This window comes from Formosa sp. L2A11, from assembly GCF_009796865.1.
GTDB lineage: Bacteria > Bacteroidota > Bacteroidia > Flavobacteriales > Flavobacteriaceae > Formosa.
Genome location: NZ_CP047028.1, coordinates 3,514,298 through 3,537,627, shown reverse-complemented (window position 1 = coordinate 3,537,627; position 23,330 = coordinate 3,514,298). Strand labels below are relative to the sequence as shown.

General features: G+C 31.2%; 21 protein-coding genes. 12 read left to right on the top strand and 9 right to left on the bottom strand.

What is annotated here, in order from left to right:
• Window positions 1–19 precede the first annotated feature (19 nt).
• Entirely contained in the window at window positions 20–2,368 is a 2,349-nt protein-coding gene (locus GQR95_RS15430; RefSeq protein WP_159023987.1) for an ATP-dependent helicase, read from the top strand.
• 212 nt (window positions 2,369–2,580) lie between these two features.
• On the opposite strand, the gene GQR95_RS15425 is transcribed toward GQR95_RS15430, so the two are convergent.
• A complete protein-coding gene (locus tag GQR95_RS15425; RefSeq protein WP_159023986.1) occupies window positions 2,581–3,444 on the bottom strand; it encodes an alpha/beta hydrolase in 864 nt (287 codons plus the stop codon).
• Window positions 3,445–3,491: 47 nt separating this feature from the next.
• Between GQR95_RS15425 and GQR95_RS15420 the strand changes: the two genes are divergently transcribed.
• Genes GQR95_RS15420 through priA form a run of 4 tightly spaced genes read left to right on the top strand, consistent with a single transcriptional unit; the run spans window position 3,492 to window position 8,427 of the window.
• Window positions 3,492–4,112 (top strand): L-threonylcarbamoyladenylate synthase, encoded by a 621-nt coding sequence (locus tag GQR95_RS15420; protein ID WP_159023985.1) that lies wholly within the window; start codon window positions 3,492–3,494, stop codon window positions 4,110–4,112.
• Between the two features lie 57 nt (window positions 4,113–4,169).
• Window positions 4,170–5,027 carry a carboxylating nicotinate-nucleotide diphosphorylase gene (nadC, locus tag GQR95_RS15415; RefSeq protein WP_159023984.1) on the top strand — a complete coding sequence of 286 codons (858 nt, stop codon included), beginning with the start codon at window positions 4,170–4,172 and terminating at the stop codon, window positions 5,025–5,027.
• 1 nt (window position 5,028) lies between these two features.
• The gene (locus GQR95_RS15410; protein ID WP_159023983.1) at window positions 5,029–5,970 is read left to right on the top strand and encodes a YihY/virulence factor BrkB family protein; all 942 of its coding nucleotides are present in this window, start codon (window positions 5,029–5,031) and stop codon (window positions 5,968–5,970) included.
• A 3-nt stretch (window positions 5,971–5,973) separates the two neighbouring features.
• Window positions 5,974–8,427 (top strand): primosomal protein N', encoded by a 2,454-nt coding sequence (priA, locus tag GQR95_RS15405; RefSeq protein ID WP_159023982.1) that lies wholly within the window; start codon window positions 5,974–5,976, stop codon window positions 8,425–8,427.
• Here the strand turns inward: priA and GQR95_RS15400 are convergent.
• A complete protein-coding gene (locus tag GQR95_RS15400) occupies window positions 8,424–9,119 on the bottom strand; it encodes a LytTR family DNA-binding domain-containing protein (RefSeq protein ID WP_159023981.1) in 696 nt (231 codons plus the stop codon). The two genes, priA and GQR95_RS15400, sit on opposite strands and share 4 nt — an antisense overlap.
• 207 nt (window positions 9,120–9,326) lie before the next feature.
• On the opposite strand from GQR95_RS15400, the gene rpsF reads away from it, so the two are divergent.
• From rpsF to GQR95_RS15375, 5 genes are all read left to right on the top strand, one after another.
• A complete protein-coding gene (gene rpsF, locus GQR95_RS15395; RefSeq protein ID WP_159023980.1) occupies window positions 9,327–9,665 on the top strand; it encodes a 30S ribosomal protein S6 in 339 nt (112 codons plus the stop codon).
• Between the two features lie 2 nt (window positions 9,666–9,667).
• Window positions 9,668–9,964 (top strand): 30S ribosomal protein S18, encoded by a 297-nt coding sequence (rpsR, locus tag GQR95_RS15390; protein ID WP_038528424.1) that lies wholly within the window; start codon window positions 9,668–9,670, stop codon window positions 9,962–9,964.
• A 13-nt stretch (window positions 9,965–9,977) separates the two neighbouring features.
• Window positions 9,978–10,430, top strand: coding sequence for a 50S ribosomal protein L9 (gene rplI / locus GQR95_RS15385; protein ID WP_159023979.1), 453 nt, complete (start codon window positions 9,978–9,980; stop codon window positions 10,428–10,430).
• A 194-nt stretch (window positions 10,431–10,624) separates the two neighbouring features.
• The gene (locus tag GQR95_RS15380) at window positions 10,625–11,350 is read left to right on the top strand and encodes a glycerophosphodiester phosphodiesterase family protein (protein ID WP_233265948.1); all 726 of its coding nucleotides are present in this window, start codon (window positions 10,625–10,627) and stop codon (window positions 11,348–11,350) included.
• Between the two features lie 6 nt (window positions 11,351–11,356).
• Window positions 11,357–11,830, top strand: coding sequence for a DUF6495 family protein (locus tag GQR95_RS15375; RefSeq protein ID WP_159023978.1), 474 nt, complete (start codon window positions 11,357–11,359; stop codon window positions 11,828–11,830).
• Between the two features lie 7 nt (window positions 11,831–11,837).
• Here the strand turns inward: GQR95_RS15375 and GQR95_RS15370 are convergent, their stop codons facing one another.
• On the bottom strand, window positions 11,838–13,076 hold the full coding sequence (locus GQR95_RS15370) for an ABC transporter permease (protein ID WP_159023977.1): 1,239 nt from the start codon (window positions 13,074–13,076) through the stop codon (window positions 11,838–11,840).
• Window positions 13,077–13,205: 129 nt separating this feature from the next.
• Between GQR95_RS15370 and hisS the strand changes: the two genes are divergently transcribed.
• Entirely contained in the window at window positions 13,206–14,579 is a 1,374-nt protein-coding gene (hisS, locus tag GQR95_RS15365) for a histidine--tRNA ligase (protein WP_159023976.1), read from the top strand.
• A 1,854-nt stretch (window positions 14,580–16,433) separates the two neighbouring features.
• Here hisS and GQR95_RS15360 read toward each other — a convergent pair.
• The 4 genes from GQR95_RS15360 to GQR95_RS15345 all read right to left on the bottom strand — a co-directional run bounded on the left by GQR95_RS15360 (window position 16,434) and on the right by GQR95_RS15345 (window position 20,009).
• Complete coding sequence (locus tag GQR95_RS15360; RefSeq protein WP_159023975.1) at window positions 16,434–17,096, bottom strand: peroxiredoxin-like family protein; 663 nt, start codon at window positions 17,094–17,096, stop codon at window positions 16,434–16,436.
• Window positions 17,097–17,349: 253 nt separating this feature from the next.
• Window positions 17,350–17,937, bottom strand: coding sequence for a YceI family protein (locus tag GQR95_RS15355; RefSeq protein WP_159023974.1), 588 nt, complete (start codon window positions 17,935–17,937; stop codon window positions 17,350–17,352).
• A gap of 173 nt (window positions 17,938–18,110) precedes the next feature.
• Window positions 18,111–19,391, bottom strand: coding sequence for a hypothetical protein (locus GQR95_RS15350; RefSeq protein WP_159023973.1), 1,281 nt, complete (start codon window positions 19,389–19,391; stop codon window positions 18,111–18,113).
• Between the two features lie 27 nt (window positions 19,392–19,418).
• Window positions 19,419–20,009 carry a YceI family protein gene (locus tag GQR95_RS15345; protein ID WP_159023972.1) on the bottom strand — a complete coding sequence of 197 codons (591 nt, stop codon included), beginning with the start codon at window positions 20,007–20,009 and terminating at the stop codon, window positions 19,419–19,421.
• Window positions 20,010–20,731: 722 nt separating this feature from the next.
• On the opposite strand from GQR95_RS15345, the gene GQR95_RS15340 reads away from it, so the two are divergent.
• Window positions 20,732–21,247 carry a hypothetical protein gene (locus GQR95_RS15340; RefSeq protein WP_159023971.1) on the top strand — a complete coding sequence of 172 codons (516 nt, stop codon included), beginning with the start codon at window positions 20,732–20,734 and terminating at the stop codon, window positions 21,245–21,247.
• An 84-nt stretch (window positions 21,248–21,331) separates the two neighbouring features.
• Here GQR95_RS15340 and murA read toward each other — a convergent pair whose 3' ends face one another.
• Together murA and GQR95_RS15330 are read right to left on the bottom strand one after the other, a co-directional pair.
• Window positions 21,332–22,648, bottom strand: coding sequence for a UDP-N-acetylglucosamine 1-carboxyvinyltransferase (gene murA, locus GQR95_RS15335; protein WP_159023970.1), 1,317 nt, complete (start codon window positions 22,646–22,648; stop codon window positions 21,332–21,334).
• Window positions 22,649–22,653: 5 nt separating this feature from the next.
• A complete protein-coding gene (locus tag GQR95_RS15330) occupies window positions 22,654–23,313 on the bottom strand; it encodes a DUF4290 domain-containing protein (protein ID WP_159023969.1) in 660 nt (219 codons plus the stop codon).
• Window positions 23,314–23,330 lie beyond the last annotated feature (17 nt).

Sequence of the window (23,330 nt, the reverse complement as noted above, 5' to 3'; positions counted from 1 at the left end):
AACCTAAATTGTATGAACATTGGAGAAGTATTTAAGTCAGTTAAATGAAGCACAGTTAGCACCAACCATTCAAATGAACGGCCCTATGATAGTTATTGCGGGTGCCGGCTCGGGAAAAACACGTGTGCTTACCTATAGAATTGCCTATTTAATGCATAAAGGCATAGATCCTTTTAATATTTTATCGTTAACGTTTACCAACAAAGCAGCTCGGGAAATGAAAGAGCGTATTGCAACTATTGTTGGACAAAGTGAGGCTAAAAATTTGTGGATGGGAACCTTTCACTCTGTGTTTGCAAAGATTCTTAGAATTGAATCCGATCGATTAGGGTATCCTGCAAATTTCACTATTTACGATGCACAAGATTCTCAGCGTTTAATTTCTTCTATTATTAAAGAGATGAAATTAGATAAAGAATTGTATAAGTACAAATCGGTCTTTTCTAGAATTTCTTCATACAAAAACAATTTAATTACCGTTCGTGCTTATTTTCAGAATCCTGAATTAATCGAGGCAGATGCCATGGCTAGACGTCCGCGTTTAGGAGATATTTATAAAGAATATGTAGAGCGTTGTTTTAAATCTGGAGCTATGGATTTCGATGATTTATTATTGAAAACTAACGAGCTTCTAACACGTTTTCCAGAAGTATTAGCAAAATATCAGGATAGATTTAGATATATATTGGTAGATGAGTATCAAGATACAAACCATTCGCAATATTTAATAGTAAGAGCATTGTCGGATCGTTTCCAAAACATTTGTGTAGTAGGAGATGATGCGCAAAGTATCTATGCCTTCCGTGGAGCAAATATTAATAATATTCTGAATTTTCAGAAAGATTATGACGATGTGAAGATGTTCCGATTAGAACAAAATTACAGATCTACAAAGGTTATTGTTAATGCAGCGAATTCTATAATCGATAAAAACGAAACGAAATTAGATAAGGTTGTTTGGACCGCTAATGTCGAAGGAAATAAGATTAAAGTAAATCGTTCCATGACAGATGGGGAAGAAGGACGATATGTGGCGAGTACCATTTTTGAAACAAAAATGAACGAGCAACTTAAGCACAGTGATTTTGCTATTTTATATCGTACCAATGCGCAATCCAGATCTATGGAAGACGCGTTACGTAAACGAGATATTCCGTATAGAATTTATGGAGGATTGTCTTTTTACCAACGTAAAGAGATTAAAGATATACTATCGTATTTACGAATTATAATAAATCCTTCAGACGAAGAAGCCTTAAAACGTGTAATCAATTTTCCGCCACGAGGCATTGGTCAAACCACTATTGATAAATTACTTATTGCCGCTAACGGTTATAAGCGATCTATCTTTGAAGTGATGAAACACATCGATAAAACCGAAGTGAAAATCAATTCAGGAACAAAGAATAAATTAATGGATTTTGTAACCATGGTTGAAAGTTTTCAAGTCATGAACCAAAATGTGAATGCTTTCGAACTTGCAGATCACGTTGCAAAAACCACTGGATTAATAAAAGAATTTAATAAAGATACTACGCCTGAAGGTGTTGCTAAAGTTGAAAATATTGAAGAACTTTTAAATGGTATAAAAGATTTTGTTGAAGAACAACGAGAAATTGCAGATACTACAGGATCTTTAACCGAATTTTTAGAAGACGTTGCATTAGCAACCGATTTAGATAATGATACTGGAGAAGACGATCGTGTAGCGTTAATGACAATTCACTTAGCAAAAGGATTAGAATTCCCATATGTATTTATTGTAGGGCTAGAGGAAGATTTATTCCCAAGTGCTATGAGTATGAATACTCGAAGTGAACTAGAGGAAGAACGACGTTTATTTTATGTGGCTTTAACACGCGCAGAAAAGCAAGCATATTTAACGTATGCTATATCTAGATACCGTTGGGGAAAATTAGTAGATTCAGATCCTAGTCGTTTTATTCAGGAAATCGACGAACAATATCTGGATATTTTAACGCCTATTGAAGAGCGTAGAATGAACCCGATGTTAGATGCTAATATTTTTGGAGACGATGTGCCTAATAGAAACATTCGTTTTAAACCAGCTAAACAATTACCTATTCAGAAAAAAGGAGTTACAAAATTAAAAGGCCCAGAAAAAGCTCCGACTAAAATTGCTAAAAATTTAAAACCTGTTACTCAAACAAGTGCAGCAGTAGAAGGAGGTAATTTATTCGATAATAAATTAGCAGCCGGAAACATTGTTAAGCATTTACGTTTTGGTAAAGGAGAAGTTTTAAAAATTGAAGGTGTAGGCGCAGATACAAAAGCCGAAATAAAATTTGAAAACGGTGGTAATAAAAAACTATTACTTCGTTTTGCTAAATTAGAGGTTATAGGATAAGTCCTGTAATTATACTTTTTAAATGTTGTAAGTTTCAATGTTTAAACAAAATATATAATGTGATCATGAGCACTGTTTATGGTCACATTTTTTATGTTTAAATGTTTGTGGAATACAGAAATAAGTTCAGGATGACGTAATGTTATTTTGTGCTTTGTTTGCGGGATACCAATATAAATTCAATAAGGCAATTGTAATAAAACAGATGTAAATTACTCTAAATGCGCTCCAATAAACGTTTTTAGTTTAGACCAAGTGTCTAGCAATTCTATTCCGGTCCAGCCGTGGCCTTCTTCGGGATATAATGTGTATTCGTGCATAACGCCTAAGTCTTGTAATTTACTTTGTAGCATAGCGCCTTGAGATGTAGGAACTAAATCGTCTTTTCCGCCGTAAAATAAAATAGTAGGAGGTGCGTCTTCCGTAACTTGATGGTATGGGCTTACTTTTTCTAAAAACGCTGTAGATAATTCTAAACCGTATACGTGAGTTAATAATAGTGAAATTTCCGAATCTACGTTTTCTAAATATTCAGGGTCTGTAAAATTTGTAGGCCCTACAATACTACATACCATTTTTGCTTGTTGGTTCTCGTTAAAGGCGTAACTCCATAACATGGCTAAATGTGCACCAGCGCTTGTGCCAATAAATCCGAAATCGCTAGAAATTTGATAATCATTTATGTTGGCATTAAATTGATTTACCACTGCAGTAATATCGTTTATTTGCATGGGATAAGCTTCACTAGTATCGTCTGCCAAGCGATAATTCATGTTTAGAATGGCAAGATTTGGTAAATCTTTTTGAATTAATTCAACAAAATCATTCATATCCGCTTTATCGCCAGAAGTCCAACCGCCGCCATGAACTAGAATTAAAGTTTTAGTATCAATGTCGCGATGTGCAGGTAAATAAATGTCGTAAGTCTGGGATTCATGATCGCCATAAGAAACATTTGTTTCAACTTTAGCCTCTAAATCTACAAAATCGGTGCTATCAGAATTGGAGTCCGAAGTACATGAGTAATTCGAAACTACAATTAATAGTAGGATGATTAAGGATTTAATAGGTTTCATTATAAAATATTAATTACTTTGTAAAACGATTCTACAATATAGTTATTATGGCTGAGTTTATAAAAATTTACGAAGAAAATCCAAACCCTAAGGAGATTAAGAAGGTTGTTGAGGTTTTAAAACGTGGTGGACTAATTATTTATCCAACCGATACGGTTTATGGTTTGGGGTGTGATATTACAAATAATAAAGCTTTAGAACGTATAGCAAGAATAAAAGGTGTGAAGTTGGAAAAAGCTAACTTTTCCTTTATTTGCTATGATTTAAGTAATTTAAGTGATTATGTGAAGCAAATAGACACTTCTACGTTTAAAATTTTGAAGCGTGCTTTGCCTGGACCATATACTTTTATTTTGCCTGGAGCGAAAACATTGCCTTCTGCATTTAAGAAAAAGAAAACGGTTGGTATTCGTGTGCCTAATAATAAAATTGCCTTAGAAATAGTAAAAGCATTAGGAAATCCAATTGTATCGACATCTATTAGAGATGAAGATGAGGTTTTAGAATATACAACAGACCCTGAGTTAATACATGAAAAATGGGATAATTTAGTCGATTTGGTTGTAGATGGAGGTTATGGAGATAATCAGGCGTCTACGGTAATCGATTTTTCTCAAGACGAACCAGAAATTATTAGAGAAGGAAAAGGAAGTATAGAGATTTTTTAATTGATTTTTTTTATCGGTTTTAATCCGCAATTAGTAATTTAGCAACAAACAATTTTTATGATTAGTAAGATTCAATTTGATAAAGAAATAGAAGGCATTATAAGTAATGCGGTGCGAGAAGATGTTGGAGATGGAGATCACAGTTCTTTAGCATGTATCCCTAAATCAGCCCAAGGAAAAGCTAAATTGCTAGTTAAAGAAGAGGGTATTATCGCTGGTGTAGAATTTGCTAAACAAGTCTTTAACTATATTGATAGTGATTTAAAAATTGAAAGGTTAATAGAAGATGGTGCAGAAGTAAAATATGGAGATATTGTATTTTATGTAGCAGGTGCTTCTCAATCTATATTAAAAGCAGAACGTTTAGTTTTAAATGCAATGCAACGTATGAGTGCAATTGCTACAAAAACAAAATCGTATGTAGATTTATTAGAAGGTACTGGAACTAAAATTTTAGATACTAGAAAAACAACACCTGGAATTCGTGCATTAGAAAAATGGGCGGTTAAAATAGGAGGTGGAGAAAATCATAGATTCGCTTTGTACGACATGATTATGCTTAAAGATAATCACATTGATTTTGCTGGAGGTATTACTGCGGCGATTACTAAAACAAAAGCCTATTTAAAAGAAAACAACAAAGATTTAAAAATTATTGTTGAAGCTAGAGACCTTAAAGAAATAGAAGAAATCCTTCAAAACGGTGGTGTGTATCGTATTTTAATAGATAATTTTAATTACGAGGATACAAAGACTGCTGTTAAGATGATTGGAGACAGTTGTTACACAGAATCTTCTGGAGGAATTAACGAAGACACACTTCGTAAGTATGCAGAATGCGGTGTAAATTGCATTTCTTCTGGAGCCTTAACACATTCTGTTTATAACATGGATTTAAGTCTGAAAGCGGTCTAATATGACGAAACCTATAGAGGATAAACTAGCTAAAATTCCGGTAGTAAACTTAGTCGTTAAGTTTTTTAAAACCATAAGATTACCAGGTTTAGAAGGTTTATCTATTTACGATTTATTAGAGTTGTATACTATAGGTCTTTTAAAAGGCGCATTAACGTCTAGAGCGAGTGCGATTGCGTTTAACTTCTTTATGGCTATTTTTCCGTTCTTGTTATTTATTTTAATCTTAATTCCGCATATTCCAATAGCTGGATTTAAATTAGAATTTTTAGACTTTCTAGAATCATTTTTACCGCCAACAACATCAGATTTTTTCTTTAAAAATATTTTCGAAAATATAGACCGTTCAGAGCGTGGTGGATTATTATCTACTGTATTTTTATTATCTATATTTTTAATGGCTAATGGTGTTAATGCTGTGTTTTCTGCATTCGAAAACTCATACCATTCAGAACTTTCAAGAAATGTGTTTAGACAATATTTATATGCTTTAGGCGTCTCTTTAATTCTAAGTTTTTTGGTTGTTGTTACTGTTGCCGTTTTTGGTTTTGTAGAAATATATATTCTTGGAAGATTGTTTGATACTTTATCGCACAGAGGTGTAGAGGTTGGCGATAGTAGTATTGTTTTAGTGAATATTTCAAAATATATTTTCGGAATAATCATGATTTATCTGTCTACAGCGACATTGTATTATTTTGGTACACGACAAGGTAGAGATAGTCGTTTTTTCTCTGTAGGCGCATTATTAACTACTTTATTAATTGCATGTGTATCTTATTTCTTTGGGATATATATAGAGCAGTTTTCAAAATATAACGAACTTTACGGTTCTATTGGAGCATTACTTATTTTAATGTTTTATTTGTGGTTAAATGCAAATATTATTTTGTTGGGTTATGAATTAAATGTGTCCTTGCGCCAATTACACAAAAGCTGCTAATTTATGCTTCATTTTATAGATGTTATACTTCCTATACCTGTAGAGAATCTGTTTACGTATGTAATTACAGAGGCAGAGTCTGGTTTTATTAAACCCGGAATGCGCGTGGCTGTGCCTTTTGGAAAAACTAAAGTGTATACAGCAATTGTAAAAAGTATACATAATAATCCGCCAGTTGCTTATGAGGCAAAACAGATTCAACAAATTTTAGATGAATATCCAGTTGTTACAGAAATCCAATTAAAACTTTGGGATTGGATGGCAAACTATTATTTATGCGCTGTAGGAGATGTTATGCGTGCAGCCTTGCCAAATGCATTTATTCTAGAAAGTGAAACCTTAATAAGTAAGAATACTAAAGTTGTTATAAAGGATACTGATTTAAAAGATGATGAGTTTTTAATTTATGAAGCATTACAGCATCAATCGTCTTTGAGAATTCAAGATATTGTAGATATAGTTGATAAAAAACAGGTATTTCCTGTTATTAAGCGTCTGTTAGAAAAAGAAGCTATTGTTGTAGAAGAAGAAGTGTTTGAAAAGTATAAACCTAAATTGGTTAAATACGTAAAACTTAAAAACGAACACACCACACAAGACGGTTTAAAAACGTTAATGGAAGACCTAAGTCGTGCGCCAAAGCAACGCGATGTGGTTATGAATTTGTTTCAATTATCTGCAAAAACCAAAAAGCCGATAAAGGTTTCAGAATTAGCAGAAGCTAGTTGCGCTTCTAACAGTATTATAAAGTCGTTAATAGATAAATCTGTTTTAGACGAATATTTTATTCAAACAGATCGTGTAGAATATAACGGAGATGTTGTTGAAGCTTCAAAAGTATTAAATGAAGAACAAACAGAAGCTTTACGTCAAATAAAAGCAACTTTTGAAACACATCAAGTTACTTTACTTCATGGAGTTACTTCATCTGGAAAAACAGAAGTGTATGTAAAACTTATTGAAGATGTTATAAAAACGGGAAAACAAGTTTTGTATTTGTTACCAGAAATTGCATTAACAACACAGCTTGTAAATAGACTTCAGAATTATTTTGGAGATCAAGTTGCGGTTTTTCATTCTAAATACTCTGCTCACGAACGTGTTGAGGTGTGGAATAATGTCTTGTCTAATTCTTCAAAAGCTCAAATTATTTTAGGAGCGCGTTCTTCTATATTTTTACCGTTTAAATCGCTCGGATTAATTATTATAGATGAAGAACACGAGCAATCTTTTAAGCAATTCGATCCGGCACCACGTTATCATGCCAGAGATACAGCTGTTGTTTTAGCACATTTGCACCAAACAAAAACATTATTAGGATCGGCTACGCCAAGTTTAGAAAGCTATTTTAATGTACAGCAAGGTAAGTATGGTTTAGTAGAAATTACAAAGCGTTACAATAATGTATTAATGCCTGATATTGAATTGGTAGATATTAAGGATAAGCAAAAACGGAAACGCATGAAAGGTCATTTTAGCGATAGAATGATTGAAGTTATGGCTGAAACCTTAGAAGAAGGACATCAGATTATCTTATTTCAGAACCGACGTGGGTTTTCGCCAATTGTAGAGTGTAAAACATGCGGTCACTCGCCACAATGTCCCAATTGCGATGTTAGTTTAACGTATCACAGTTACCGGAATCAATTACGTTGTCATTATTGCGGATACCACATGGCAATGCAACAAAAATGTCAGGCTTGTGGAGATACAACTATAGATAGTAAAGGTTTTGGAACCGAGCAAATAGAGGAGGAGGTTAAAGCACTGTTTCCAAATCATAAAGTAGGACGTATGGATTTAGATACCACGCGTGGTAAATACGGTTACGAAAAAATAATTACAGCCTTCGAGCAACAAGAAATGGATATTCTTGTGGGGACACAAATGCTAACTAAAGGATTAGATTTTAGAAATGTTGCTTTGGTTGGGATTATGAATGCAGATAATTTGTTAAACTTCCCCGATTTTAGAGCACACGAACGTAGTTATCAATTATTGTCGCAAGTGTCTGGTCGTGCCGGACGAACAAAAAAACAAGGTAAAGTACTTATACAAACGTATAATCCGTTTCATAATATATTACAGCAAGTCTCTACAAATAATTATGCAGCGATGTATAAGGAGCAAATGGATGAGCGCTATAACTTTAAATATCCGCCAGTTTATCGATTAATTCGTGTAACGTTAAAGCATAAAGATTTTAACCGTGTAAATGTTGCTTCTGTTTGGTTAGGTAAGGCTTTAAGACAAGTATTTGGAGATTATGTTTTAGGACCTGTAGATCCGCCAGTAGCTAGAATTAGAAATCAGTTTCATAAAAATATTCTTTTAAAAATACCTCAAAAACAGTCGTTAGGAGGTACAAAAAAAGCCATTGTTAGAATAAACAATAGCTTTAATAGTGTAAAAGATTTTAGGTCTGTAAGACTAATAATAAATGTAGATGCGTATTAAATACTATTTAAAGCATCTATAAGTTGTGTTTTTTTGTTTCGACTTAGAGGGATTTCGAAAGAGCCAACTTCAACATTTTTACTATTAAATCTGTCAATTTTATCTAGATTAACGATATAAGATTTATGAATTCTTAAAAACTTGCCTTCTGGAAGTTCTTGTTCAAAAGCTTTCATTGTAGAGAGTACAACTAAGCTGTTTTCTTCGGTAACTAGCTTAACGTAATCACCAAGAGCTTCAATCCATTTAATGTCGTTAATATATACTTTACGTTTTTTAAGATTACTTTTTACGAAAATATGTTCACCTTCAGCTTCGCTAAAGTCTAATTTTAACTTGTGTTGTTCTATAGCTTTATCTACAGCAATCATAAAACGTTCTCGCGTAATAGGCTTTTTAAGGTAATCTGTAGCATCATAATTAAAGGCCTTAAAAGCATATTCTGTTTTACCTGTAACAAAAATAATTTGGGGTTTATTATTTAAAACATCAAGAAGTTCGAAACCATTAAGTACTGGCATCTCAATATCTAAAAAGATAAGGTCTACTTTATGTGTGTTTAAACCGTTTTTGGTTTCAAGTGCACTACTATATTCTGCAATTAGGTTAAGAGCAGGGTGATTTTCTATCAACTTCACTATGGACAACCGCTGAATTGCCGAGTCATCTACTACTACACAGTTTAAAGTCATAAACATTAATTATTTTAGGTTAAGTTATCGACAATAGTACAAATAAATCGGATAAAAAACAAAGAAATATCGATAAAGTGAATATTTGTGTCGTTCGTCGAGTGGTCTATATATAAAGAGTATTTAAATTAATTGAAAACATGTTTGTTATATCTAATAATAATCAGTACTTTTGCAGCCATTTTTAACAATAAAATAGATTTGAATATGAATCATTATGAAGCTGTTTTCATCTTAAATCCCGTTTTATCTGAAACACAGATAAAGGAGACAGTACAGAAATACGAAGACTTTCTTGTTTCTAACGGTGCTAAGATGATATCAAAAGAAGATTGGGGACTAAAAAAATTAGCTTACCCAATACAAAACAAAAAAAGTGGTTTTTACCATTTATTTGAATTCACTGTACCTGGAGAAGTAATTACTCCATTAGAGTTGGAATTTAGACGTGACGAACGTTTTATGCGTTACTTAACTGTAAAATTAGACAAGCACGCTGTTGCTTGGGCAGAAAGAAGAAGAGCTAAATTAAAACAAAAAGCGTAATTATGTCATCTATAGAACAACAAGCAAAAGGAAAAAAAGACGGTGAGATTAGATACTTAACGCCTTTAAACATTGAAACTAATAAGCAAAAAAAATATTGTCGTTTCAAAAAATCAGGAATCAAATATGTGGATTATAAAGACGCAGATTGGTTATTAAGATTTGTAAACGAACAAGGTAAAATTTTACCTCGTCGTTTAACAGGAACTTCTTTAAAGTATCAAAGAAAAGTGTCTGTAGCTGTAAAAAGAGCTCGTCACTTAGCTTTAATGCCTTATGTAGCTGATTTATTAAAATAAAATACCGATAACAATGGAACTTATATTAAAACAAGACGTTGAAAATTTAGGATTTAAAGACGATGTTGTAACAGTTAAGAACGGTTATGGTAGAAACTTTTTAATTCCTCAAGGGAGCGCTATTTTAGCAACACCTTCTTCTAGGAAAGTATTAGCTGAGAACTTAAAGCAAAGAGCTTTCAAAGAAAAGAAAATTGTTGATGATGCAACTGTAATTGCTGAAGCTTTAAAAGCTTTAGAAATTAAAATTTCATCTAAAGTTGGATCTGGAGATAAATTATTCGGATCTGTAAATAACATTGATCTTGCAGAAGCTATCGCTAAAGAAGGTCAAGCTATCGACAAAAAATTCATCACTGTAGTTGGTGGTAGTGTTAAACGTTTAGGTAAATACGAAGCCGTAATACGTTTACACCGTGAAGTAACAGTAGATTTCCCTTTTGAAGTAGTTGCACAAGCTAACTAATTTAAAAGAGATTATATAATATTAAAACCGTTTAGACTTGTTCTGAACGGTTTTTTTAATTTAAAAAAAATATAAAAAATTTTATTTTTGCTGTTTTCTTATTTTGTTTTATAAGTTGTAATCAGACCTCTACTAAAGATTCTAAGTTAATTGAGTTTTTTAAAACTTCAAATAAAGAATTACCACAAATTAGTGTGCATCGCGGAGGAAAAGATTTACTTCATTATCCAGAAAACTGTTTAGAAACATTACAATATGTTAGCGATAGTATTTTTGCGATTTACGAGATTGATGTGGCCCAAACAAAAGATGGTAAACTTGTTTTAATGCATGACAATGCAATAGACAGAACCTCTACAGGGACTGGATTAATTAAAAATTTAACTTATAACGAGTTAACTGCATTTAATTTGGTAGACGATTATGGTAATGAAACCGATTTTAAAATACCTTTGTTTAAGGATGTTTTAAAATGGGCTAAAGCAAATAATGTAATTCTTACTGTAGATATAAAACGTAGTGTTAGCCAAAAAGTAGTAATTGATGCTATAAGAGAAGTGAAGGCAGAAGATGTAAGTGTAATTATTACTTACGATGTTGATCAGGCAACTACAGCTTACGCTTTGGATCCAGAGTTATTATTATCAGTATCTGCTAGAAATGAAGACGAATTGAATCGCTTATTAGAAGCTAAAATTCCAACTAAAAATATGCTTGCTTTCACAGGTACTCGATTATCTAATGCTTCACTTTTCGAGAAGTTACATGCAGAAAATATTATTTGTATGTTAGGTACATTAGGAAACTTAGATAAACAAGCAAAAGTAAAAGGAGAAGAACGTTATGTTCGCTGGAAAGCATTGGGTGTAGATATCTTTGCTACAGACAGACCTTTCGCAGTTTATAATACCATAAAATAAAAAATAATGAAATACGCTAGACTTACAAAAGAACAGTTTGAAGAATTACACCAAGAATTTATTAATTTTTTAGCTACGCAATCTATAGATGCAAGTGAGTGGAAAACCATTAAAGAAACAAAACCAGAAGTTGCAGAACAAGAATTAGATGTGTTTAGCGATTTGGTTTGGGAAGGTGTTTTAAGTAAAGTAAAATATCTAGAACATATTAATGGGCAACACATGCACTTGTTTGCTTTAAACGATACAAACATGCATTTGGTTGCTATTAAGCTTAAAAACGATAAAGATTTAGCAACTCAAGAAGGGTTTACTTGGTTGCGTAATAATTTATTAGATGATAATGTTGAATTTCTTCAAGCAAATAAAACATATTCTGAAGATAAAAATCTAGATATCTTTAAGTTAATACAACAAGGCGCTAATATTACAAAAGGTGAATTGTATACGTATTTTAACGATTTAGTAAACGCTAATTAATACGTTATTATTCGTAGCGTAACGATTCTATCGGGTCTAATTTTGATGCTTTAGAAGCAGGATAAGATCCTGAAATAATAGCAACAATAAAGGTGATAACGCTGGCCCAAATCATGGCCGACCATGGCATACTAAATTGAAAGTCTACCGCAGATGCAAATACGACACCAATTAAAACGCCAAGTATCATTCCTAGAATACCGCCTAACTGACCAATAATAATGGTTTCTATAAAAAATTGAAAAGCTATGGTGCCTTGTTTTGCACCTAATGCTTTTCTAACTCCAATTTCTCGTGTACGTTCGCTTACAGAAACCAGCATAATATTCATTAAAGCGATAGACGAGCCTAAAATGGTTATAATGCTAATAATCCATGCCGCTGTAGATAAAACACCTGTAATTGCACCAATACGGTTAATTAAATCGTCACTGCGTTCCATACCAAAGTTGTTTTCTTCGATAGGATTTAAACCTCTAATATTTCTAAAAGTTACAATTGCATCATCTTGTGCTTGTGCTAATAATTCTTTCTTTTCAACCATTACACTTAATGCGTAGTTAATATTTGCATTGGTAAAAATTGAACGCGCTTTTTGCAATGGCATAATTACTCTTAAATCTTGATTATTTCCAAATGTAGAACCTTTAGATTCTAAGGCACCAATAACTTTAAATTTAAAACCTCTAATAGAAATGGTCTTGTCTACAGGATTTTCTTCTTTAAAAAGTGCTTTTACTAAATCGCTTCCTATTATGCATACATTAGAATTATTATCTACTTCTAAGGCATTAAATTCACGTCCATTATCGACTTTTAATCCTGAATTCTGAATAAAATTTTCGTTTGCTCCAATAACGGTAACTTCAGGATCTGTTTTTTCATTTTCAAATTTAACTTCGGCAATAGATGTTCCCGTAAAAGAAACAGATGTTTTTGTAAACGGATAGTCGTATTGGTTTTCAAAATCACGAATGTTCTGATAACTAATAATTGGATTGATTTTTTGGCGTTCTCCAGCTTGTCGTCTAGCTGTAAATTCGTAGCGTTGAATGTTAAATGTATTCGCTCCCATAGAAGAGAAGTCGCTAGAAATGGTTGTTTCTAGTGCAGATACCGCACTTAAAATACCAACTAACGCTGTTATTCCTATAGCAATAATGAGCACTGTTAATATGGTTCGCAGTAGCTGACCTCTTATAGAATCGAAAGCAATTCTAATATTTTCTCGAACAAGTGAAAACATGAATTTAAAGTTATTGGTTGGATGTTTTAATATAAGACTATTAAAACGGAATAAAGTTACTATAAAATTGAATTATCTTATTAAGTCACATCAAAAATTTAGATATTTGTGCTCAAATTTAAAATACCAATGGCACAAAAACCAAGCATCCCAAAAGGAACACGCGATTTTAATCCGGAACAAGTTGCAAAACGACAATATATATTTAAAACCATTCAGAATGTTTTTGAAACTTACGGTTTTCAACCTATAGAAACACCAAGTTTCGAGAATTCGGATACTTTAATGGGGAAATATGGAGATGAAGGGGATAGATTGATTTTTAAAATTTTGAATTCAGGAGATTATCTTAATAAGGTAAATGATGAATTATATGCTGAAAAAAATTCAACTAAAATTACATCTAAGATTTCTGAAAAAGCTTTAAGATACGATTTAACAGTGCCTTTTGCTAGATATGTAGTACAACACCAAAACGAGATAGAATTCCCTTTTAAACGTTACCAAATGCAACCTGTTTGGAGAGCAGACCGCCCACAGAAAGGCCGTTTTAGAGAGTTTAACCAATGCGATGCAGATGTTGTAGGTTCTAAATCGCTTTGGCAAGAAGTAGAATTTGTACAATTATACGATGCTGTGTTTACTGCTTTAAATCTAGATGGTGTTACAATTAAAATTAACAACCGTAAAATTTTATCTGGTATTGCTGAAGTTATTGGAGCAAAAGATAAACTTATAGATTTTACAGTAGCTTTAGATAAGTTAGATAAAATAGGTGAGGAGAAAGTAAAAGAAGAAATGTTAGGGAAAGGTATTCCGCAAAGTGGAATTGATAAATTACAACCACTTTTCACTTTATCTGGAACTTTTGAAGCTCAAATACACAGTTTAAAAGACATTTTAAGTACGTCTGAAGAAGGATTAAAAGGTGTAGAAGAATTAGAATTTATAAATACAGGAATTGAAACTTTAGGTTTAAAAACAGCTACTTTGCAATTGGATGTAACTTTAGCTCGTGGATTGAACTATTATACAGGAGCTATTTTTGAAGTTGCTGCACCTAAAGGTGTTGCAATGGGATCTATTGGTGGTGGTGGTCGTTACGACGATTTAACTGGAATATTTGGTCTTAACGATGTGAGTGGTGTAGGAATTAGTTTTGGATTAGACCGTATTTATTTGGTGTTAGAAGAACTACAATTATTTCCTGAAGCTGTAAATAAAAACGTAAAAGTAATTTTTATCAATTTTGGAGATAGTGAAGCTTTGTATAGTTTAAAAACAATACAAAAATTAAGAGCTGCTGGTGTTAATGCTGAATTATATCCTGATGCTACTAAAATGAAAAAGCAAATGAATCATGCTAATAAGCGTGCCATTCCATTTGTAGTATTAGTAGGAGAAGAAGAAGTGAAGTCTGAGATTTACACTTTAAAAAACATGATTAACGGAGAACAAGATAAAATAGATTTTAATACGCTTTTAGAGCTTGTAAAATCTTAAGTAATCAGTTTTAAATAATAAAAAAGTCCCGATGCTACATCGGGACTTTTTTTGTTTTTAAAGTTAAGCAGACTATTATTAAATATTATATTTTCTATTCGTTCTGCAGTGATAAAAAATTATTGTGAGACAGGAATGTTACATTTAGGAATATAACTTACAGTATCTCCAGCTCCTGTAGGTAATGTCTAAATGTAATTAGTCGTATTGTTTGGTACCGTGTATTGTACGTTTGTTTAGTCCTGATATATAACATTAGTACTTATTATATTACCTGCAGCTAGAGGTAAAGGACCTATATTAATGGTTATAGAAGTACAAATTGTTGTGTTACATCTTCCTGCAGTATTTTTTTTACGGTTATCTATAAGTCATTCTTTATTTGTACTGTTCTAAATATCTACCAGATATATTAAGAGAAGTAGAAGTGTCTTAGAAATTATTATCGTGATTGATGAGGTAATTGTTGAAGGGACTACAGATTCTTCATTTAAATTTATAGTTAATTCTTAAGCAGTGGCACTTTATCCCAACCTATTTACACCAACTGTATAAATTTTAAAATGAATTAATAGTGTATTAAAAATATAAAGCAATATTGGTGTTAGATATTCCGTTAAAAGAAGCAGATTAGACAAAGTCCAGTTCTTGGATATTGCATTTGGTAAACTTGGAATTCTGTATTCTACCATAGTATTTTCTGGTCATGCGTATTGATTTTTTGTTATTTGTCTAGTTTGATTTAATGGCATAAATGTGTGTTTTTAAAACTTTTTAATAAATTTTAGAGAATTATTAAACGTGCATTCAACACTTTTTGGGGCTGAATTTGATGTTTTTTCGAGAAAATAATAAAAAAGTAAAAAAAAATAAAAATAAAATTATCGCTTTTTTTAGTAAAAATAGCTGTCTAAATCGGGTAAAATTAAGTGCTTTTATAAAGGAAAAAAAGAAGTGAAATCACACATTTTTTTTGCTAATTATAGTAGTCGGTTAGTCGCTATATTAGGTTGAAATTTTATAAAATTTATAATCCATTTTAGTGCTTTTCCTAAAAGGATTATAAATTTAAAATAGTTTTTTGATTATATTAAATAGAAGATAAATTTTACGTAAAGACTGTAGCTTAAATATTACTTTTTATTGATGATAATCCGTGCTTATATGTTTTTAGTCGATTATTTTTTTAATTTAGTTTAAGTAAAAGTAGTATATTTCTTTCATATTAATAGTGTTTATAGTCAGGATTTTATGAAAAACACAAAGTGTCTCATAAAGTAATAGATTTTATGAGTTATTGATTAAAAAAGGATCGAGTTCTTAATCCTTTATGAAAAAAATATTTGGATTAATTTAATATTTGGATTAATTTAATATTTGAAATTGATTTTGTTATTTGATTTTAAGTGTGTTACGTGTGTTTGTTGTTTGGATAGAATCTTGTGTTGAGGTGTAATATATAAGTTGTAGGTTACTGTTTTTAGAAGAAAAATAACCCCGAATTAGTGGTAAAATATGAAAAATGAGTTGAAGTAATAAAAAGGGATCTTTTAGAGCTTTTTTTAAGATAAAGCCTTTGTCTTTAACTGGATGTTTTTGTCAATAAAAAAATGCTAAAATTCTAAAAAATAACGCTTAAATTTTAATTAAATAATAGCGATAATATGGTTTGTTTTTGGAGCGTATAAAAAATATTTTTTTAGTTAAAGGAGGAGTGTTTTACAAGGTTTTACGGTTTTCAGTAAAATAAAGTTGCTAATGTTTCTTATATTTGAGCAGCTATTAGTTGAAGTAGTATTTACTACTTATTTTTAAAGAGGCTGTTTGGGAGGGCAGCCTCTTTTCTTTTTTTTATTATTTTAATGCTTTTAAAGCTGTAATAATATCTGCTGGTTCTGCTCTTTTTCGGTAGTCAACTTCTAAAAATTCGTAAGTAATTTTTCCGTTTTGGTTAATAACGTAAGTTGCTGCTAAAGGTAATTCGTCACTTTTATTTCCATTAAATCCATGTAGGTCAAAACTTTTTTGGTAATGTTTAGCAACATCGTCTGTAAGCTTATAAATAATACCATAAGTTTTACCAACTTCATTTCCTATATCACTTAATACTTCAAATTTAAGTTCATTTTTTTCAGTCGTATTTATAGAGTTATCAGGCAGTTCTGGAGTTAGTGCTAATAAGTTTGCGCCTTCTGCTTTAAAGTGAGTTAATTCTTGTTGTAGTCTTTGTAATGTTAAATTACAATACGGACACCAACCACCACGATACCAAGTTAATACAACAGGTCCTTTTTTTAGATATTCGCTTAAACTAACGTCTTTATTAAGCGCATTTTTTAATTTAAAATCAGGAGCTTGTTCTCCAACATGTTTTGCTTTTTTTACAACGCCACTTTCTTCAACAGCTTTTAAACCTGCATTATAAATTGTTTTTATGTCTTCAGGTGCTTTGGAGTTGAAATCGTCTTTTTTAGCATCTAATATACTTTGTAATGTTGTATTTGTTTCTTTAGTCATAATTTTATCTGTTTTAATTTTAGTATTTTTTTACTTCTATTTTAGTATTGATTTTACTTGTAATTAAAGCAAGTTATAGACGTGTTTTTATACTTAATTATATGTTCTATATATGTCGCAATACTTAATAATACATAACAATTAAGGTCTGACTTATTTTAATTGTGAATGTGTGATAGCAGGGGATATAAAACAATATAAATAACACTATTTTAAGCTGATTTTTACTTTAATAAAAGTTGTAATGTTTATGTTATGAAGATTCTAAGTCTAATTTAAAGTGTACGTAAACTTCATCTTCAATTTTTATTAAGCCAAGTATTTTTTTTGGATTTTGTAAATCAAAATCTCTAATGTTTAATTTAATATGTCCTTGTACTGTAATAGATTCATTATGGGTTATTTCAATAGGTATTTTATAAGATTTTGTTATACCTGCGATTACAAAATCTACTAAAGCAATCGTGTTATTTTCTTTAATGTTGGGATGTTTAACTTCTTTTAAAAGGATTGTGATTTTTGGATATGTTTCAGTTTTTAAAAGGTCTCTAAAATCGTTATTAATCATTCGTTTTCCGCAATCGAATGCCTTATTTTCTAAAATTAACTTTGCATTCTCGAAAACGGTATGATTTTCTTTCTCTATATATGTAATAGGTGTTTTTTCTTTTAAAATAACCGAGTTAAAGGCACATGAAAAATCTGTGATGTTTGTAATACCATTTATAGTGAGTGTACTACTTGGTTTAATCCTAATTTCTGTAGTATTTCTATAAGAGGTAGATATAAAAGATACATTTATAATCACAATTAAAAAGAGGGCCAATTTTTTTAATATCATAATTAATTTTTTAGAAGTCATTATATAATAAAAAAATCCTTACGAGTTACGGTAAGGATTTTTTAAGGAAAAATACAATCTAATATTTAGGTTCTAGTTCGTTCTTTTAAAGAATTATAAATGACACACTCTAAAAGGGCTTTTAGACCTTATATTGTAACTCTTATTTTAGATTAGAAACTAATTACAGCTTCAACCATTATACCGTCAAATTTAGCATCTTCGTAAAGACCAGTATATCCGTCGTAAGTTTGTTTTACGTACTCTACTTTAGCTAATATGTTGTTAGTCATAAACCAACCTGCACTTGCTTGAAATCTATCAATAGTAACATCTTCAGTTCCGTCGTATTGAGAATTAACAAGGTTATAACGTCCACCTACGTAGAAGTTTTCATTTTGTCCGAAACGGTAAATTAATTCTCCAACATATTGTTGTGTTTCACCATCTAAAGCTTCACTAGTAGCTGTTGCATTTGTAGTACCTTGGTTCATTTCAATAGTTCCAAAGAACTCTAATCCTTTATATTTTACAAAAGGGTTAATCATAACAGCTGTTACACTATTTTTAAAACTTGGAGCAAAACGACCTGATCTAAAGTTATCATCTTCTGCAGTTGCAGCTTGTAATACGTGGTAGTATCTAGAACCAGCTCTATCTGCATTGTACAGGTATAAACTAGGAATAAAACCAGTATTATATAAAGATCCTGTTAATCTTATTCTTAAATCGCTATTTACTTGTGCATCGTAACCTACTTTAGCTAAGAAAGAAGCACCACCAGATTTACCATTTGCATTTTCTTCTACAGATTGGTTTAATTTACCATTTGTAAATCCTACCATACCTATAAAACCATCTCTTTGGTAGTATAATTCTGCTCCAACTTCTGTTGTGAAAGAATCCATAATTAGGTTTCCAACAAATGGGTTAAAAATAGCTTGAGCATTATCTGTTCTTCTAAAGTGCGCATCACCATAGTTGTTTTCCATGTGCCCAATTCTAATGGTTGTATATTTCATGATATCATCTAAGAAACCTTCTTTAATAAAATCTAATTTATCTACTTGAAAATATCCTCCTTTTACATAAGGTGCATTGTGGTGTCTAGAAGATAAATACGTTCTTAAATGCATTCTTACACCTGCAGCTAAAGCCACATCTAAATCTAAGTTTGCAGTTGCTAAGTTAAAATTAGAAGATAATCCTGCTAATTCTACAGCTCCTGAATTTTCATGATCTAATCCTTGAAATTGTAAAGCAAAAGATCCTCCCATTCTTACATGAAGTTTTTCAAAAGTAGAAATGGTATCTTTTTGATCTTCAAATACGTTAACTCCGCGTTTGTCCGGTTTTCTGTAATTATCGATATCTCTATTATCTTGTGCGTAAGTGTTTGCTGTTGTTGCTATTAAAATGATAGCAATGATTAAAGTGTGTACGTACTTTTTCATAGTTACTTATTTTTAGTAATTAAGTTGTTATTGTAATATAGTTTTGAATTCTATTTTTAGTTCATCGCCAGTTGTAATGGCTCCAAACATAGCTGTTGGGGGATCTATTTTAAATTGTGTCATTTTAAAACTATAAGATCCCGTTAGTTTAGTTTTGTTGTCTGTAAGAGTTAATGTAAAATTTAATGCTATAGAATTAGTTACTCCTGCAATCGTTAAGTTTCCAGTTGTTTTTACACTATAAACACCATTTTCTTTAGCTGTTATAGCATTAACTTTAGTTAATTTAAAATCTATAGATTTGTATTTATCGGTTTTTAAAGCTTTGTAAGTATTTTTGTCCATTGCAGACTTTCCGCTATCTAGGCTTTCTGCAACAACTTTAAAATCTAAAGATGTAATAGCAGGAATTTCTCCAGATTTATCTACAGTAATAGAACCACTTTGTTTCTTTGCAACAACTTCCCAGTCGTGCAAACTTGATGTTCCAAATACACTTAATTCTGAAGACTCATTATTCAAAGTATATGTCTGCGAAAACATAGTTAATGAACACATAAATGTGAATAAATAAATGAATGTTTTGGAAATTTTTAAAGGATGATTTTTAGTTTTCATAAGTTAAAAATTAGAATTATTAATTTGATTAAATAGGTACAAAAATGTACCGTTGTTTTGACGCTTATTTGATTTTAAAATGCAAATATACTATCGAATTTGAGTAGAAAACAAGGGCTGTTTTTTGTGAGTAATTACTTATATTTTTATTATGTAGTCTAATTCCGTAAAGATGACGAGGTTAAAGACTTTTTTATCTTATTGGTTTTAAGATAAAATTAACATTTATTTAACATTTACAGTATTACGATATGTTTATTTGTATGGCAATTATTTTGGTTAATATTTAAAAAAATATGATATATGTCATATTTTTTTATAGATATGTCAATTTTTACAAAAAAAAACGATTTATTGTTCATGTGCGTTATAACACGTGTTTTATTCTTTTTTATGTTAAAATAAAGATTAAAATTGATGTAATTTTACTCTTTATTATAGGTTGTTTTAAATGCTTTTTTTGAATTGAAAAGTGAAAAATAGATGGATTTATATGTTAAAATTTAACTCTTTTTTTAGAGTTGTTTTACTTCGGATTTTAACTTAATAAAGTGATTTGTTTTTTGTGTTTATTGGTGGTGTATTTTGTGTCTTATTATAAATAAAACGAAATCATTTATAAAAAGTTTATAGAAGAAGTTTGTCTTAATATTATGCAATTTTAATAATGTTCTTTTTTTTAATGTGTATCTTCAACACTATAATTAAAAAACAAAAAATCAATGAGTAAATTAGAACAGTATTCTGATACGGAATGGAGTACAATTGCAACATTGCCACAATTAGTTGCAGGAATAATTGCAGGAGCAGATAGTAGTGGTTTTGTAGGATCTACAAAAGAAATGTTTGCTACTGCTAAAAGTTTTCTAGGCGGCTTAGAAGCATACCCTAATAACCTGTTAATACAAGTCATTGTTCCAAATACAAAAGATCCAGAAGTTGCAATGGGAGAGGTAAAAGCAGAGAAAAGTTACCTTACAGAGAAAATAAAGGCATATGGTGTTAAAACGAAAGAAGACTTAGCTGCAAAAGTTTTAGAAGACTGTGTGGCTACTATGGCCGTTTTAAAAGAAAAAGAATCTGAAAATACAGTAACCGAATTTAAAAGCTGGTTATTAGAAATAGCAGAACATGTTGCAAATGCTGGAACAGAAGGTGATATTTTAGGTTTTGGAGGTGTGAAATTTAGTGATAAAGAAAAAGCAGTTTATAATGCGTTAAAAGACGCTTTACAATAATTATAATGCTAACAGTAAAAAAAAGAAAGAGGTTTATAATATTATAAATTATAAACCTCTTTTTACTTTAAATTATATGTAATTCTAATTACTATCTAATCTTGTAATCTTTGCTCCAATGGCACGTAAACGTTCGTCTATGTTTTCGTAACCACGATCTATTTGTTCAATGTTATGAATGGTAGACGTTCCTTTTGCAGATAGAGCTGCTATTAATAAAGAAACACCAGCACGAATATCTGGAGACGTCATAGTGGTTGCTTTTAAGCTCGATTTAAAATCGTGACCAATAACGGTAGCACGATGCGGATCGCAAAGAATAATTTTTGCTCCCATATCTATTAACTTATCTACAAAGAATAAACGGCTTTCAAACATTTTCTGATGTATAAGTACGCTTCCTCTAGCTTGTGTTGCTACAACTAAAATAATACTTAATAGGTCTGGAGTAAATCCTGGCCAAGGTGCATCTGAAATTGTAAGAATAGAACCATCTATATAACTCTGAATTTCATAACCATCTGTATGTGCTGGAATATGAATATCGTCGCCTTGTTGTTCTACTGTAATTCCTAATTTTCTAAATACATTTGGAATTAATCCCAAATCGTTCCAACTTACATTTTTAATAGTAAGTTCACTTTTTGTCATTGCAGCTAAACCAATCCAACTTCCAATTTCAATCATATCTGGAAGCATACGGTGTTCTGTACCACTTAAACTATCTACACCATCTATAATTAACATGTTAGACCCTACACCGCTAATTTTAGCCCCCATACGGTTTAACATTTTGCAAAGTTGTTGTAAGTAGGGTTCGCAAGCTGCATTATATATTGTTGTTCTACCTTCTGCTAAAACGGCTGCCATTACAATATTTGCTGTTCCGGTTACAGAAGCTTCATCTAGAAGCATGTAAGCACCTTTTAATTTTTTAGCCTCAACGCCGTAAAAGTGATCTTCTTTATTATATCTAAAATCGGCTCCAAGATTTATAAAACCTTCAAAATGGGTATCTAGTCTACGACGACCAATTTTATCTCCTCCAGGTTTTGGTATATATCCTTTTCCAAAACGGGCTAGTAGCGGACCAACAATCATGATAGAACCACGAAGTCCTTTTCCGTCTTCTTTAAAAGCTTCAGATTCTAAATATTTTAAATTTACTTCATCTGCTTTAAATGTGTAAGATCCTTTGTCTATTTTGTTCACTTTTACACCTAATTTGCGTAAAAGATCTATTAGTTTATTTACATCAACAATATCTGGAATGTTGTTAATTGTAACTTTTTCTGCAGTTAAAAGTACTGCACATAAAATTTGTAAGGCTTCGTTTTTCGCGCCTTGAGGTTGGATGCTACCTTTTAATTGGTGTTGTCCTTCTATAATAAATGTAGCCATAGCTATTAGTAGCGTTTTCTATTACGGTTTGTATTCGTATTTGTATTTTTCTTGTAAGTCTTCTTAGTGTTTGTAGACGAACTATATTTCTTTTTAGTACGTAATAAACTTGTAGAATCCGAAAGATCTTCGTCTGTATTCTTTAAATTTATTTTACCATCAGACAATTCATATAAATGATTAAAAATCACATTATCGTCTACAGTATCTTTATTCCAATTTAGAAAACACTTTTTCATGTGGTTTGCAATACTAAAAATAAGCGCCTCTTTAAGTTCGCCGTCTTCCCAGGTGTTTGCAACATCAATCATGGTTTTTATGTTATTTCCATAAAAACGATATTTAGGAAAATTTTGAGGATAAGGTAAAGATTCTGGTCTTTTTTCTAATAATTCCTTATCAGGAATACCATAAGGTGAGTCTACATCTAATTCAAAATTTGCAATTATAAAGAGTTGATCCCAAAGTTTATGTTGAAAATCAGGAACGTCTCTTAAATGAGGTTGTAAATTCCCCATTACCGCAATAATAGCATGTGCTTCTTTATTCCTGTCGTCTCTGTTTTCAATGGTTTTGGCATGATTAACCATTTTTTGGAGATGTCTTCCATACTCAGGAATAATCAAAGGTTCACGCTCTGTGTTGTATTCTATGTTATCTATCAAAATATAAGTGTAGTATT

Excerpts from the sequence above, each read along its gene's own strand:
- GQR95_RS15340 (WP_159023971.1), top strand. The coding sequence starts at position 20,732 with ATGAGTAAATTAGAACAGTATTCTGATACGGAATGGAGTACAATTGCA.
- GQR95_RS15420 (WP_159023985.1), top strand. The coding sequence starts at position 3,492 with ATGGCTGAGTTTATAAAAATTTACGAAGAAAATCCAAACCCTAAGGAG.
- GQR95_RS15350 (WP_159023973.1), bottom strand. The coding sequence starts at position 19,391 with ATGAAAAAGTACGTACACACTTTAATCATTGCTATCATTTTAATAGCA.
- GQR95_RS15370 (WP_159023977.1), bottom strand. The coding sequence starts at position 13,076 with ATGTTTTCACTTGTTCGAGAAAATATTAGAATTGCTTTCGATTCTATA.
- GQR95_RS15360 (WP_159023975.1), bottom strand. The coding sequence starts at position 17,096 with ATGACTAAAGAAACAAATACAACATTACAAAGTATATTAGATGCTAAA.
- murA (WP_159023970.1), bottom strand. The coding sequence starts at position 22,648 with ATGGCTACATTTATTATAGAAGGACAACACCAATTAAAAGGTAGCATC.
- GQR95_RS15375 (WP_159023978.1), top strand. The coding sequence starts at position 11,357 with ATGAAATACGCTAGACTTACAAAAGAACAGTTTGAAGAATTACACCAA.
- rplI (WP_159023979.1), top strand. The coding sequence starts at position 9,978 with ATGGAACTTATATTAAAACAAGACGTTGAAAATTTAGGATTTAAAGAC.
- GQR95_RS15410 (WP_159023983.1), top strand. The coding sequence starts at position 5,029 with ATGACGAAACCTATAGAGGATAAACTAGCTAAAATTCCGGTAGTAAAC.
- hisS (WP_159023976.1), top strand. The coding sequence starts at position 13,206 with ATGGCACAAAAACCAAGCATCCCAAAAGGAACACGCGATTTTAATCCG.
- rpsR (WP_038528424.1), top strand. The coding sequence starts at position 9,668 with ATGTCATCTATAGAACAACAAGCAAAAGGAAAAAAAGACGGTGAGATT.
- nadC (WP_159023984.1), top strand. The coding sequence starts at position 4,170 with ATGATTAGTAAGATTCAATTTGATAAAGAAATAGAAGGCATTATAAGT.
- GQR95_RS15355 (WP_159023974.1), bottom strand. The coding sequence starts at position 17,937 with ATGATATTAAAAAAATTGGCCCTCTTTTTAATTGTGATTATAAATGTA.
- GQR95_RS15400 (WP_159023981.1), bottom strand. The coding sequence starts at position 9,119 with ATGACTTTAAACTGTGTAGTAGTAGATGACTCGGCAATTCAGCGGTTG.
- GQR95_RS15345 (WP_159023972.1), bottom strand. The coding sequence starts at position 20,009 with ATGAAAACTAAAAATCATCCTTTAAAAATTTCCAAAACATTCATTTAT.
- priA (WP_159023982.1), top strand. The coding sequence starts at position 5,974 with ATGCTTCATTTTATAGATGTTATACTTCCTATACCTGTAGAGAATCTG.
- rpsF (WP_159023980.1), top strand. The coding sequence starts at position 9,327 with ATGAATCATTATGAAGCTGTTTTCATCTTAAATCCCGTTTTATCTGAA.
- GQR95_RS15425 (WP_159023986.1), bottom strand. The coding sequence starts at position 3,444 with ATGAAACCTATTAAATCCTTAATCATCCTACTATTAATTGTAGTTTCG.